Annotated in this window: 10 protein-coding genes; 2 read left to right on the forward strand and 8 right to left on the reverse strand. The window is 60.8% G+C overall.

All coding sequences use genetic code 11. From position 1 onward, the window contains the following. Positions 1 to 397 precede the first annotated feature (397 nt). Complete coding sequence (locus FYK55_RS01665) at positions 398 to 940, reverse strand: hypothetical protein (RefSeq protein ID WP_150074256.1); 543 nt, start codon at positions 938 to 940, stop codon at positions 398 to 400. Positions 941 to 1,300: 360 nt separating this feature from the next. Between FYK55_RS01665 and FYK55_RS01670 the strand changes: the two genes are divergently transcribed. After that, positions 1,301 to 1,720 (forward strand): hypothetical protein, encoded by a 420-nt coding sequence (locus tag FYK55_RS01670; protein ID WP_150074257.1) that lies wholly within the window; start codon positions 1,301 to 1,303, stop codon positions 1,718 to 1,720. Positions 1,721 to 1,882: 162 nt separating this feature from the next. Here FYK55_RS01670 and FYK55_RS01675 read toward each other — a convergent pair whose 3' ends face one another. After that, positions 1,883 to 3,292: a Gfo/Idh/MocA family protein gene (locus FYK55_RS01675; protein ID WP_150074258.1), complete on the reverse strand. Its 1,410-nt coding sequence runs from the start codon at positions 3,290 to 3,292 to the stop codon at positions 1,883 to 1,885. Positions 3,293 to 3,685: 393 nt separating this feature from the next. On the opposite strand from FYK55_RS01675, the gene FYK55_RS01680 reads away from it, so the two are divergent. Further along, complete coding sequence (locus FYK55_RS01680) at positions 3,686 to 5,011, forward strand: leucine-rich repeat domain-containing protein (protein WP_150074259.1); 1,326 nt, start codon at positions 3,686 to 3,688, stop codon at positions 5,009 to 5,011. Between the two features lie 83 nt (positions 5,012 to 5,094). Here the strand turns inward: FYK55_RS01680 and FYK55_RS01685 are convergent, their stop codons facing one another. The 6 genes from FYK55_RS01685 to panB form a co-directional block, all read right to left on the reverse strand. Next, the gene (locus FYK55_RS01685) at positions 5,095 to 6,921 is read right to left on the reverse strand and encodes a patatin-like phospholipase family protein (RefSeq protein ID WP_150074260.1); all 1,827 of its coding nucleotides are present in this window, start codon (positions 6,919 to 6,921) and stop codon (positions 5,095 to 5,097) included. A 2-nt stretch (positions 6,922 to 6,923) separates the two neighbouring features. After that, the gene (locus FYK55_RS01690) at positions 6,924 to 7,889 is read right to left on the reverse strand and encodes a deoxyhypusine synthase family protein (RefSeq protein WP_150074261.1); all 966 of its coding nucleotides are present in this window, start codon (positions 7,887 to 7,889) and stop codon (positions 6,924 to 6,926) included. 127 nt (positions 7,890 to 8,016) lie between these two features. Next, entirely contained in the window at positions 8,017 to 9,603 is a 1,587-nt protein-coding gene (locus tag FYK55_RS01695; RefSeq protein ID WP_150074262.1) for an MBL fold metallo-hydrolase, read from the reverse strand. 146 nt (positions 9,604 to 9,749) lie between these two features. Next, positions 9,750 to 10,391 (reverse strand): DNA-3-methyladenine glycosylase family protein, encoded by a 642-nt coding sequence (locus FYK55_RS01700; RefSeq protein WP_235908341.1) that lies wholly within the window; start codon positions 10,389 to 10,391, stop codon positions 9,750 to 9,752. Next, positions 10,388 to 12,190, reverse strand: coding sequence for an oligoendopeptidase F (gene pepF, locus FYK55_RS01705; RefSeq protein ID WP_150074263.1), 1,803 nt, complete (start codon positions 12,188 to 12,190; stop codon positions 10,388 to 10,390). Before pepF ends, FYK55_RS01700 begins: the two co-directional genes overlap by 4 nt. A 122-nt stretch (positions 12,191 to 12,312) precedes the next feature. Beyond that, on the reverse strand, positions 12,313 to 13,119 hold the full coding sequence (panB, locus tag FYK55_RS01710) for a 3-methyl-2-oxobutanoate hydroxymethyltransferase (protein WP_150074264.1): 807 nt from the start codon (positions 13,117 to 13,119) through the stop codon (positions 12,313 to 12,315). Positions 13,120 to 13,501: the final 382 nt, after the last annotated feature.

Here is a 13,501-nt window from a genome sequence, read left to right on the forward strand (position 1 = left end):
TGGTTGGCGAATGCGTCGGGGCGTCGCGATCCTCTTTTGAACCGGATCGCCGAACAAGCCGTCTGTCGCCACGACAGCACCGAGCCGCGTCAGGTTCGGCCAGTCTGGTTCACCCAGTCAGGTTCACCCAGCCGACTTCGCCGATCCACTCGGACTTGCCCAATCCGGTTCCGATTGAAATCGGATCCGCGACATGCATCACCCCCTGGCGGCTGGCCCCGATCCACAGTCGTCGTCACCGGAATTGGATCATAGTCCTCCGGGGGCCCAGCCGCCAAGTTGTCCAATTGGCTGGGACGCCCCACGCTATTCGGTTCACCGGAAGCCGCCTGTGCCTCCCAGCGGTCCCATCGGACCGCCGGCGAAGCGAGCGTTTTCACTGCCAAGGGGACGCTGATTAGCGTCCGATGGTCGGCGGATCGTTCAGCAGGAAGTCACGCGGTCCGCGGACGCTGTAGTACGGGTAGGCCACTTGACCGCTGGGGGGACCCGGCTGGAAGGGCCGCGAGTTCAGCTGGGCCGGAGCGTGGTGGCCAAGCAAACCCGGTTGCAGGTGAGAGCTGTAGTCCAGCCCGCCTTGTTGCCAACCCAGGGGGCCGGCGACGCAACCGGTGCGTCCACCACAGACGCCGCCGCAGGCGCCACTGCACATGCCATTGCCGCCACAGCCGGCGACCGCACCGCAGGCGCCATTGTTGCAGCCGCCCGACATGCAGGCGCCCTCGTTGCAGGCGCCGCCATTGCAGGCACCACCGCAATTCTTACCGCAGCCCAGGTTCAGCTTGCCGAGCAAGCCGGTTCCTTGACCGCAGTTTCCGGTCGGGCATCCGCCGGTTGCGCAAGAGCCATCGGAACAACCGCCTCGCGTTTGGTGATGCAAACATCCGGTGCTGACGACCAGCAAACCGGCCAACGATCCAATCCACAACCAACGGTTCATCGCCGAATCCTTTTGGGCATCTAATACAGGACGGCATCTTCTTGGAACGAAGCAACGCCGACTTTTCGTGTTTGCACCAGACGCGCTGTCGCCCATCCGACCGCCGCGACCAAGTGCGTCAGCGGCCAGGGGACTTCAGCTGCGGGAACGTCTGGAATACCCGTTTTTTCGGCGGCTCAATCCATGCCGTGCACACAATCAGCGCGACCGGACCGAGGAGTGCGAAAAACGAAAGTCACAGATTTCGCAAATTACCTAGTCTTTGAAAGCAATTCGTGAAGGGGAAATGCCATTGCCGGCCGCTCCGGAAAATTGGTACGCGCAGAGAGGTCCCTGTTCTCGATTCCACGAGTAGATGTGATGCACAGCAAGTTTGCTTCCGTTTCGATCCTTTCGCTGACGCTGCTGGCGGTCCTGGCGACTGAATCACCCGTCGCGGCGCAGATCACTGCGCCCCAAATCCTGTCGGCCGTTCCGTCCCAGCAAGCTTCGCTGGATGAGTTTCTGATCAATCGTTTGCGGGCCACCACCGCGGGTCAGCAAAGCTACGTCCGCGAGGTTGTCAAACTGGTCGACGAGAAGAAATTGGAACGCCGCTTGGTGTTGGCGATGGAACGTTACGCGCGCCGCAAGAGCCCCTACTTTCCGCTGCCCGTGTTTGAGCGGGCGATGCGATATCAAGGCGCCAAGCAGGGCGTGACGGTTCCGATGATCAAGGAGATTGTCGCTCGCGACGGCGAAACGGCGGCGCGCGCCGTCTCCGATTCTCGGATCCGCTAACAGCCGGTGGATCCGCGATCGTTGGCTGTCACTCCGTGAAAGCAGTGCTGATCAGCGATCGTTGTATCGGCTCGGGGCAAGAAAAAACCCGCCGCGGAGTGTTCCGCGACGGGTTTCGTTGTTTGATTCCATCGGCGTTGCTGGCAACGCCTGAATCCGATCTCAGATTTCCCAGCCCTGGCGATATTCGCGGGCCACGAATTCGTTGACGGCCGGCAGGTTGGAGCTTTTCAGTTCCTTGGCGTTCCACTCAATTCGCTCGCCCTCGCCGGCGCGGAGGGCCAGGTTGCCGACCAGAATGGTTTCTGTCAGGCGTCCTGCGTAGTTGAAGTTGGACATCGTGCCGGGCTCGTATTCACCCTTGACGGTGCTGACGAACTCCCACTTCTGGCGTTGGTCACCGCCGCCCTTGTACGGGATCCGCGGCAGCGTCTGTTCCGGCGGTTGGTAGCCGTCGAAATCTTCTTCGGGCAACAGGTAGTACTTGGCGCCGTAGTCGTCCGGCGAAAACAAGACCCCTTTGCTACCGACCAGGACGGCACCACTGGTCTTGCGGCCACCGCTGCGTTGTTGCTCGATCCGCTTTTGGAACGATTCGGGCAGTTTGCTGATCAACTCATCGTTGGGCAGTTCGCCACCGTCGTACCAGTGGAACTTGCAAGCCGGAAGACCTTCGCGTTCGGGGAACTCGAACATCAGAGCGCTGCTGGCCGGGTAGGTTTCTCCTTCGAAGATGCCGGGGTTCTTGACGGCCGTGACGGCCACCGGGTCCCACAGCTTGAGGGCCATGACGGGCATGTTGGTGGTGTGGCAGGCCATGTCGCCCAGGGCACCGGTGCCGAAGTCGACCCAGCCGCGCCAGTTGAACGAATGGTATTCACCCTTCTTGAACGGACGCATCGGCGCCGGGCCGATCCAGCAATCCCAGTTCAAGCTTTCCGGAATCGGATCTTCACCCTCCGGGCGTCCCTTGCCTTGCGGCCAGACGGGTCGGTTGGACCACACGTGGACTTCGGTGACGTCCCCGATCGCGCCGCTGCGGATCACTTCCACGGCTTCGCGCAATCCGTCTTCGCTGGTTCCCTGGTTGCCCATCTGCGTGACGACGCCCATTTCGTTGGCGGTGTCGCGCATCAAGCGGGCTTCGCTGATCGACCAGGTCAACGGCTTTTGGCAGTAGATGTGCTTTTTCATCCGCATCGCGCGGACGGCTGCGGCGGCGTGCGTGTGGTCCGGCGTGCTGACGGTCACGATGTCGACTTTGTCGCCGATCTCGTCCAGCATCTCACGAAAATCCTGGTACTTGGCCGCTTTGGGGAATTCTCGGCTCTTCTTGTCCAGCGTGTCGCCGTCCACGTCACACAGGGCCGCGATGTTGACGCCTTGCTCGGCGATGTGGCTGGTGTCGCTGCCGCCTTTGCCCCCGACACCGATGCAAGCGGCGCTCAGACCCTCAAGAGACGATTCCTGTGCTTTCAAGACGGGGCTGGTGCCGGCCCAGTAGCCGACGCCGATCGCACCGGCTGCGGCGCTACGACCTAAAAAACCACGGCGGTTGGTCTGGTGGGTCATTCAATGATTCCTTGTCGAAAAAAGGAGGATGTCAGGTGTGTCAGTCATGGCGGGCGTTACGGCACGGATGCGAAGGCAGAGAAGCCCATTGCAATGCGCAAAAACTCCAACCTAGTAAGCTTGTAAGGATAACCCCCGGGCCCCTAGGCGGCAACTTGGCCGCGCCGCGGTGAGTCATTTCTGCGGGGATTTGTCGGTTCGCCGGCAAACCTTTGCCGATCGCCGGGACCGGTCCCCCGTCGAGCCTTTCTGGTGGTGTGTCCCCGTCCGGCGTTTCACTTCGTTGTCAGCCGGGCCGTTTTCGGCTCCAATTGAGGGTTGTCGCGAACCCAGTCCGTCCCCCATCGGAGCTCGGCCGGTCGCCCCCCTCCCAACGTTTCAGCAAATCCAGATATGAGCCCTGCCCACCGTTTCTTTGCATTCTGCTCCATCCTGGCCCTCAGTTTCGGCGTCGCGCTGGTCGGCTGCAGTTCGAAGACCCCCGAAGCACCACCGCAGACCGCCGAGCCCGAGGTGCAGCCGGAACCGCAACCGGAAGATGATTCCGAAGCGGTCGCGGCGTTGGAAAAGGCCGGATACCTGCTGACGCGAAACGATGCCGGAACCGTCACCGGACTTGCCGTGGCCAGCGACTCTGACATCAGTGAGACGTACCAATACCTGTCCGGTGTTCCCAACGTGACCGAGGCTAGGTTCACCGGGCCCGGGATCAATGACAAGGGTTTGGATGCCCTGTCGGAGATGAAGAACCTGAAACGGTTGGATCTGACTGACACGAAGATCACCGACCAGACTTTGGAGGCCGTCGGAAAGTTGACCAATTTGGAAGTGCTGGCCCTGCGCCGTACGGCCGTCAGCGCCGACGGGCTGGCGAAACTGGACGGGCTGCAAAAGTTGCGGGCGATCGATCTTCGCAACAGCAACGTTGGCGATGAGGCGATGAAGGAACTGGCCAAGCTTCACTCCCTGGCCGACGTGCAGGTGGAGAAATCGAAGGTCACCGACGCCGGCGTTCAGCACCTTGCCGATCTGCCGCTGAAATCTTTCAACGCCAACTACTGCACGTCACTCACCAACAAGACGCTGAAGACCCTGGGCGGCATCCCGACCTTGGAGCAGATCCAGTTGGACTACACCAAGATCGACGATGAGGGCATGGATTCATTGGAAGGGCTGGATCGGCTGAAGCGATTGCGGATCCGTGGAACCGACGTCACCGGAAAAGGAATCGAGCACCTGTCCGATGCCGACAAGATGTACCGCATGGAATTGCGTGACACTTCCATCGACGACCAAGGACTGGGCGTGATCGCCAAATTGCCCGCGATGACCTACTTGGACCTGAGCGAATGTCGTTTGATCAGCCCCGAGGGGATCAAGCAACTCGCTTCTTTGGACGGACTGACTTACCTGGGTTTTTGGGAAACCAAACTGAACGACGAAGCGTTGCAGGCACTGGCGCCGCTGGTAAATCTGACCGAATTGGATTTGAAAGCCACCAACATCACCGACGAGTCGCTTGACACGCTGATGAAGTTCCAAAAGTTGGAACGATTGAACCTGGCCGGCACCCAACTCGGTGACGAGAGCTTTTTGAAGCTGGCATCGCTGCCAAACCTGAAGAGCATGAACGTGGCCAACACCTCGATCGGTTTCGACGTGATCGACGAATTGGCCGAGAAGTATCCAGATCTGCAAGTGGTTGAATTCGAGAATTGATCGGGCACCGGTGAGTGTCGCCCCTTCGGGGCTCTGCGGCTGTTTGACTGCATGCAACCGGTGGGCAAGCCCCTGTCGGCCGCTCAGGTGGGCAGCGGGAACAGACGGTGATCGATTTGATTGAGCTGTTGCTGCAGGTCTCGCAGGCACTTGCTGGCCGCCTCCGCGCCTCGCCGGGCGATCTCCGGCGTTTGCTCGAACGCTCCGATGTCGACCTTCGCGACGTCCGGTGAAATCGTGAAATCGGCGGAGGCCGCACCCATCTGACTGAGGTTGCGCGACTGAACGTCCAGCAACCTGGCCCAGACCTGCAGCACGTTGGGCGTTTTCATCCGCTCGGTGGGCGTCTGCGGCGTGTTGCCTGCGAACAGCGGTTGCACCTTGGTCGAGACGTTCACGGCGATCACGTAGTTGCATCCCGATCGGACCAGGGCGTCGGCGGGGATCACATTCAACATCCCGCCGTCGACCAACGCTTGGCCGTCCCGGCAGATGGGTGCCGACAGGTACGGCAGGTTGATGCTCTCCAAAATCGCGTCGACTGAATCACCGCTTTTTCGGATCACTTCTTCTCCCCGGACCAGATCCACCCCGACGGTCTGGATCGGGATCGGAAGCTGCTCCAGACGCCAGTCTTGCAGGTAGTTGCGCAGCATCGCGTCCCAGGAGTTGGAGCGAAACTTTCGCACCAGGTACCATTTGCTGCCGCCACGAATGCCGCGGTACAACCGAGGCAGTTTCAGGTCGGCGGTGAAGCAATCGATGCCGTATTGGATGTCGTAGCCGCTGCAATAGGTTACGCCCAGCATGGCTCCCACGCTGGTTCCCGCGACTTCATCAATCACCAGGTTCGCTTTCTCGAAAACATCCAGCACGCCGTAGTGTGACATGCCACGTGCCGCACCGCCGCCGAGTGCGATGCCGATTCGCACGCCCCGCAACGCGTGAACGACGCGTTCAATCGCGTGATCCAATCCGGATTCCGGCGGCTCGCCGACCTTGTAGTCGTGATTGGCAAGTTCGTAGATCGGGCTGATCGCCGGAGCAACCTGGACCGGCGGTGGCAGCACCCAAATCACGTCCAGTTTGTGCTTCCAGGCCGACGCCTGCTTCATCACCTTGACCAAGGCCTGGGTCTCGCCGAGAGCCGAATCCGGCGTCACCATCAGGTAGATCTGCTGCGAGTAGCTGTACAGGTGGGCGAGCTGTTGCCAGCGAATGTCGTTGCAGTGCAGGTCGACGTCGAACACGATGCGATCCAGCGAATTCCAATCCGCCAATTGGGCACGTACCTGGCCTTCGGCTTTTTCGTCGATCGGGTCGCGGTGAACCAGGGTGCGGGGGCCGGAGGATCGGTGCGGGTCATCGCTAATGATGCCGACCGTTTCGCCGAGTTGTTCCAGCCGCCGGACGATGCGGTCGACCACGCCGCGGGTGGGCGTGCAGGTGTGCAAGAACGTGATCGTTCGCGGACGCGGGTGCAGCCGATGGCGGACGGCCCGGTCGTTCATCCCGAACGTGCTGCCGCGCAGCAGGTTTTTGGCCATCAGCGGGTATTGTCGCATCAGCCGGAACAGCGTCCTGGGTTGGATCTCCAACGTCATCGACGGTTCGTCGGCGATCACGTCCACCGGCGACGCTTCATCGTGCAGAAGTGGCATCAATCCCAGTTGATCGCCGGGGCCGTAGTTGGCGATCCGTGCGCCGGACGGACCGTCCGGCGACTCCATGCGGAAACGTCCACCGATCACCAGCGAGAGCGACTCGGGCATCCCGCCGGCCCGGATGGCCGCTTCGTCCGTCGCGAACGCTTTGACGGTGGTCCGCGCCGCGATCTCGCGGATTTCGTCTTCGGACAAGCCGCTGGCGGCCGGGTGAAGCCGCAACAACGACTGGGCATCGGATTGCATCGCTACCAGTTCAGCACGTAGGCAAAGATCAGCGGCGCGACAATCGACGCGTCACTTTGAATCATGAATTTGGGCGTGTCACGGGCCAACTTTTCCCACGTGATTTTTTCATTGGGCACGGCCCCGCTGTAACCGCCAAAGCTGGTCACGGCATCACTGATCTGACAGAAGTAGCTCCACAGCGGAATGTCTTCCTTCAGGTCCTGACGCATCATCGGTACCACGCAGATCGAAAAGTCACCCGCGATGCCGCCGCCGATCTGGAAGAAGCCGATGGGGTGGTCCGCACTGGTCTGGCGATACCATTCTGACAGCCGTTGCAACTGGACGGTGCCGGAGAGCATGGCGTGGTGGCCGGGCAGCGATCCGTCGATCACCCGTGCGGTAAAGATATTTCCCAGGGTGCTGTCTTCGATGCCCGGGACGAACACGGGGATCCCGGCATCTTTGGCGGCAGCGACCCAGCTGTTTTCGCGGGGGACCTGAAAGTGCTGCGGCAGTTCCGGATCGTCCAGCAAAGCGAACATGAATTCCGCCGGCGTCCGACCCTGGCCCGATTCGGCGGCCGCTTTCCAGAGCTTCAGCAGCCGCGCCTCGATGTGCCGCATCACCGTTTCCGGGATGCAGGTATCGGTGACACGGTTGAACCCGCCCTCGAGCAACTCCATTTCGTCATCGACCGACAGGGCACGCCAGTTCTCGATCACACGGTATTCGTCGTGGGCGACCAGATTGAAGATGTCCTCCTCCAGATTGGCCGCCGTACATGTGATTGCATGGACCTTTCCGGAACGGATCATCTCGGCCAGCGACAACCCCAGTTCGCCGGTGCTCATGGCGCCGGCCAAGGTGACCATCATGCGCCCGTCTTGGTCCTCGATCAATGATCGAAAGGACTTCGCAGCGGCCACGGTTTCACGAGCGTTGAAGTGACGAAAGTGACGTTCCAGGAAGTCGCTAATTTTCAAAACAGAACTCCGTCTGGTGGAGTGGGGGTGATGGGGTCGTCGTTGAAACTCAAATGCCAATGCGTCGCCGGTCTGCCCGTTGATAGGTGGTGCGTGACGCTTAGGTGTTCGCTTGCGGCCCGACCTCTCAGGACGAGGGGGTGAGGTTCGATTTCAGTCGTTGCAACAGTTCGTACTTTTGGGATTCACTGGCGCCTTCCAAGGCGTGGGTCAGGCCCAGCATGAATTCGGCATAGTCGTTGTGCCAATCGTGTGCCGTTTTGGTGACGTCCAGGCGAGGCTTGGGGGCCCCCTGCGACATCGGTTTGGTGCCGGGCCTCAGATCGAACGTTTCGTCGAATTGCGGTCGGTAGATGCGGTCGCCGTCCAATCCGCGTTTGATCAGCAACTCTCGCAGCGTGGCCCGAGCATCTTCCTCGCCGTGATTCAGGAACAGACCGCCGGTGATCGGACAGCGCTCCATGATCCAATCAAGCAATTCATCCTGGTCAGCGTGGGCCGAGTAGTTTCCCAGGCTGCGAATGTTCGCGCGGACCTTGAACTCGGCCCCGAAGATCCGGACCTCTTTGGCACCGCTGGTGATGATGTGCCCCAAGGTCCCGGGGGACTGGTAGCCGACGAACAGGACCGTGCATTCGGGCCGATAAATGTTGTTCTTCAGGTGATGCTTGATCCGTCCCGCCGTGCACATTCCGCTGGCCGAAATGATGATCGCACCGCGTTTGATGTTATTGATCGCCTTGCTTTCATCGAGCGACTGGACGAGATGGAAGTTGGGATGGCGGAACAATTCCGATTCATCGACCTCCACGTCTTCCAGCTTGTCGGCGTGTTTGATGAAGACTTCCGTTGCCCGCCTCGCCATCGGCGAATCCAGGTACACGTTGGCATCCGGAATCTGCCCCTTGGACAGCAGGTAGCCGATGTCGTGCAGCAGTTCCTGGCTGCGTTCGACGGCGAAGGAGGGAATGACGACGTTGCCGCCCCGATTGAGCGCCGTGGTCAATTCGTCTCGCAGGGCGTTGCGACGCTTCTCCAGCGTGTAGTCTTCCCGTTGTCGGTCGCCGTAGGTGGATTCGCAAATGATGTAGTCGTAGCCGACCGGCGCATCCGGTTCGGGGTGAAAGGCTTTTTCTTCGGGACCAATGTCACCGGAAAATAACAGCGAAAGCTCGGTGGACCCCGGCTGGCTGATTTTCAACTCGATCGACGCCGAACCGAGCAGGTGGCCGGCGTTCCACAACCGGGCGCGGATGCCTTCGGCCGGTTCGAACCACTTTTCGTAGGGTTGGGCGCTGAGCAGGCGCAGGGTGGCTTCCGCATCCGGCATCGTGTAGATCGGTTCGACCGCGGGCAGGCCGCGGCGGCGGAGGTTTTTATTGTGCCGCTTGACGCCGGATTCCTGGATGTAGGCGGCATCGGTGAGCATGAATTGCAGCAGGTCGCACGTCGCCTGGGTCGTCACGATCTTTTGTTTGAAGCCTTGCTTGACCAGCTTGGGCAACAGGCCGGAGTGATCGATGTGGGCGTGCGTCAGCAACAAGAAATCGATCGATTTGGGATCGAAGGGGAAGTCGTTGTAGTTCAGTTCCTGGGTGGTTTTGCTTCCCTGGAACAAGCCGCAGTCGATCAGAAATCGGTGCTTTCCCGTGTCCACCAGCGAACACGATCCGGTGACGGTGCCGGCGGCACCGCAGAAGGTCAATTGCGTCATGGATCCGATGGAGTCCCGAGGAGAGAAAAGGTGGTGGCACGGGGAACAGACGTTCGGTCTTTCGCACCGCGAAAGACGCCGCGTTTCACAACATTCGCGGAGCGAAAGGCGACGATGGCGAGTCTGGTGTCATGGGGCAACACGTTCTAGAAGATATCGCGTCCGCGTCCGTGAACATACCACTGCCACACCATTCGCGTGGCGATGCTCCGAAGCGGACGCCAGGACCGCGCCCGCTCGATGACCGCCTGGGGCGTGGCGTACTCCGTCTGGTCGATTTCTTCGATGCCCTTGATCAATCCAAGATCGCCCACCGGCAAAACGTCCGGCCGCAACAAGGCGGTCATCAAGAACACGTCGGCCGACCAGTGTCCCAGCCCCAGTCGAGCCACGATCTGTTCCCGCACCGCTTCGTCATTCATCCGTGAGAGCGATTGGATGCGGAACCGCTTTTCCAGGCAGTCGTGTGCGAGGGCCAGGGTGTAACGCGCTTTCTGTCGGCTGAATCCCAGCTGGCGAAGACCGGGCACATCCAATCGCACGATAGCATCCGGACGGATCGGCGTCCCACAGGCCTCCCGGAATCGCAGGTAAGTCGCCTTGGCGGATTCCACCGAAACCTGTTGTTCCAAAATGATCTGGACCAGTGTCCCCAGCGAAGCGGGGCGGCGGAGCAGTGGAGGCGGACCGTGGGCCTGGAGCACCTTGGCCAGGGCGGGGTCCCGCCCGGCCAATTCCGCGGCGCCGTCGGCAATCGCCTGTTTGGTCAGGCGGACCGGCCGGTTCAAAGCAATGCATCCAATTCGTCGGTCAACGTCTTGAACCGCTCCAGCGTCGTCTTGATCGGTTCGGGGCTGGTCATGTCAACGCCCGCATCACGCAACAAATCCAGCGGGTCTTTGCTGCAGCCTTCGGACAGAAATTTCAAGTAGTCCTTCAATTCCGATTCGCCGCCTTCGAGCACCCGCCGCGATAGCGCCACGGCTGCACTCAGCCCGGTGGCGTACTTGTAAACGTAGAACGCACGATAAAAGTGGGGGATGCGAAAACACTCCAGTTCCAATTCCTTGTCGACGACAAACTCGGGACCAAAGTACGCGTCCAGCAGTTCGCGATAGACGGAGCGGAACGACGCCACGGTCAGCGGTTCGCCGGCTTCGGCCATTTCGTGTGTCCGCTTCTCGAACTCGGCGAACATCGTTTGCCGGACGACGGTGGCCCGAATGCTGTCCAGTTCGTTGTTGATCAGATACGCCCTTTCGGTGTCGTCGGTGGCCTTCTTCAACAGGTGTTCGGTCAGCAGTTGCTCGTTGAACGTGCTGGCGACTTCGGCGACGAAAATGGTGTAGTTGTAATACTGGAACGGTTGATGGTGCGCCGAGTACCAACTGTGCATCGAATGGCCGGCTTCGTGGGTCAACGTGAACACGTCATTGAGCACGTCCGGTTTGAAGTTCATCAGGATGTACGGATCACCGTCGAAGGACCCGCAGCTGAACGCACCGCTTTGCTTGCCTCGGTTCGGGTAGCGGTCGGCCCACCGATTCCGCAGTCCCTGCTCCAGCGTCCCGATGTATTCGGCACCGAGCGGTTGCAGGGATTCGATCACGACGTCCACTGCCTGGTCCCAGGTGTGCTCCTTTTTCATGCCGCTGAGGATCGGGACGTAGGTGTCGTAATGATGGATGTCCGGCAAGTCCATCTTGCGGCGACGGACGTCAAAGTAGCGATGCACGTTGGGCAGTGAGTCACGGACGGCCGCGATCAGGTTTTCGTACACCTCCACCGGCACGTTATCGGGAAACAACGCCGCTTCCAGCGACGATTCGTGATTGCGAGCGCGGGCGTAGTAGACATCGCGATGGATGCTGCCGCCCAACGTCGCGGCGAACGTGTTCTCGTGCTCGCCGACTTCCTTGTAATACTGCAGGAAAGCTTCGCGACGAACATCACGCGACGGGCTGTGCAGGAACTGGATGAACGTCGCGTGCGACAACTCTTGTTCGTTGCCGTTGGCATCTTTCAACGTGCCAAAGCGAAGGTCGACGTCGTTCAATTGCCGAAACGCGTTGCCGGCGGCCGAGGCCATTTCGCCCTGCATGGCCAGCAGCTTTTCCTCCCGGTCACTCAGCGTGTGCGGACGTTCGCGGAGCACACGTTCCAGTTGCAGCCGAAACGGTTCCAGAATCGGATCGTCGACCAGCGTTTGCATCGCCGCCGGATCGATGGCCAGCAATTCCGGTTGCAGATAGCTGGCGGCCTGACTGGCCCGAACGGCCAGGGTTTGGAACCGCGACTTCATCGCCTGGGAATCGCTGTCGCCCTGATCTTCGGTGGTTTTCAGGAACGCGTAGATCGCCACCCGTTCGGCGTCGCGGGAAAAGTCGGAGTCGAATTGCAGAGCCTGCAACAGCGTTTCGGCCGACTCGCCCAATCGCCCCCGAAACGATTCGTAGGTCTCAATCCGCTCGCCGAGCGAGGCCAAAGCTTTTTCCCACTGTTGGTCGTCGGAAAACAGGCTGGAAAGATCCCAGCAGTCCTGCTGGGGGACTTCCTGGCGACGTGGCAACGTGTTGGTCTGGGACATGTCGTCTCGCGATTGGAGGGCCAAGCGGGGCAATCGAACTACCCGGGGTGTTTTAGAACCCCGTTGCGGCAAGAGCAATCAGGGGCTTCCGCGGTCGCATCGGCGTCGGCCCCTGGAAAGCTTTAGCGAAATGTTTCGTCGGGTCCTGGGAAGGATCCGTCGGCGACCGCTTGATGAAAGGATGCGGCGGTGTCTCGGACGATTTCGGCGACCGATGCCATCTTTCGAACGAACTTGGGCGTGTAGCCTGCGGTCAAACCGATCAGGTCGTGCGTTACCAGGACCTGGCCGGTGGTGTTCCCCCCGGCGCCGATCCCGATCGTCGGAACCCGAATCGCATCGTGGATCGCCTTGGTGACCAATTCGGGGACGCATTCGATCAGCACGGCGAAGGCCCCGGCCTGTTCGGCGGCCACGGCGTCGGCGACCAGGGCCTCCTGGTCTCGTTGGACCCGGTAGCCGCCATCAACGTTTACGTTTTGCGGCCGCAATCCGACGTGGGCCATCACCGGGATTCCGGCGGTCACCATGGCGTCGATTCGCGCGGCCTGTTCGGCGCCGCCTTCCAGCTTGACCGCATGGCATTGTGTTTCCTTCAGCACCCGCGCGGCCGACCGAATGCTGCGGCCAATTTCCAATTGACCTTCGGGAAACGGCAGGTCGACGACCACCAGCGCCCGTTCAGCCGCGCGGCCGACCATTTCGGCGTGGTAGATCATTTGATCCATGGTCACCGGCAACGTGGTTGAGTGACCTTGGACGACCATCGCCAGGCTGTCGCCGACCAACAACACGTCGATCCCCGCTTCATCCAACACCTTGGCCGTGGGGTAGTCGTAGGCGGTCAGCATCGAAATCGATCCGCCTTTGTCGCGTCGTTTTTGCAGCGTGCGGGTCGTGAGACGCTCGGGGGGCGTGGGTGCGGTCATGGCATTGACGTCAAGCGGGCCAATTGGAGGGCAAGAACTGCACTCAAAGTAGCCCAAGGCGGCCGGGGGAAAAATGGCGGGTAAGGAGGTTGCGGAGGCAGTTGCCACCGCGCGGAGCGGGCTCTGGTTCCAAAGCTCCCGCCTTGGGACCCGCTGTCTGGCCGGCTCCGCCGGCGAGGCTGATTGCCACTTCACCCTCCCTCCGGGAGGGTCGCGGAGGAGCTTGCGACGACGCGGGGAGGGCACGTCGAGCGCCATTGATTTCAGCTGATTCTTGAAGGCACCCTCCCCAAAGGCTCGTGCCTCGCCTTTGACCCTCCCGAAGGGAGGGTGAAGGTTGTTTTGGAGCGTTTGTACTTTCGTCGATTCCAACGCGTTGGAT

The organism is Roseiconus nitratireducens (assembly GCF_008629675.1).
GTDB classification, from domain to species: Bacteria; Planctomycetota; Planctomycetia; order Pirellulales; family Pirellulaceae; genus Stieleria; species Stieleria nitratireducens.

Coding starts and splice junctions, on each gene's coding strand:
- FYK55_RS01685 (WP_150074260.1), bottom strand. CDS start 6,921: ATGCAATCCGATGCCCAGTCGTTGTTGCGGCTTCACCCGGCCGCCAGC.
- FYK55_RS01675 (WP_150074258.1), bottom strand. CDS start 3,292: ATGACCCACCAGACCAACCGCCGTGGTTTTTTAGGTCGTAGCGCCGCA.
- FYK55_RS01670 (WP_150074257.1), top strand. CDS start 1,301: ATGCACAGCAAGTTTGCTTCCGTTTCGATCCTTTCGCTGACGCTGCTG.
- FYK55_RS01695 (WP_150074262.1), bottom strand. CDS start 9,603: ATGACGCAATTGACCTTCTGCGGTGCCGCCGGCACCGTCACCGGATCG.
- pepF (WP_150074263.1), bottom strand. CDS start 12,190: ATGTCCCAGACCAACACGTTGCCACGTCGCCAGGAAGTCCCCCAGCAG.
- FYK55_RS01665 (WP_150074256.1), bottom strand. CDS start 940: ATGAACCGTTGGTTGTGGATTGGATCGTTGGCCGGTTTGCTGGTCGTC.
- panB (WP_150074264.1), bottom strand. CDS start 13,119: ATGACCGCACCCACGCCCCCCGAGCGTCTCACGACCCGCACGCTGCAA.
- FYK55_RS01680 (WP_150074259.1), top strand. CDS start 3,686: ATGAGCCCTGCCCACCGTTTCTTTGCATTCTGCTCCATCCTGGCCCTC.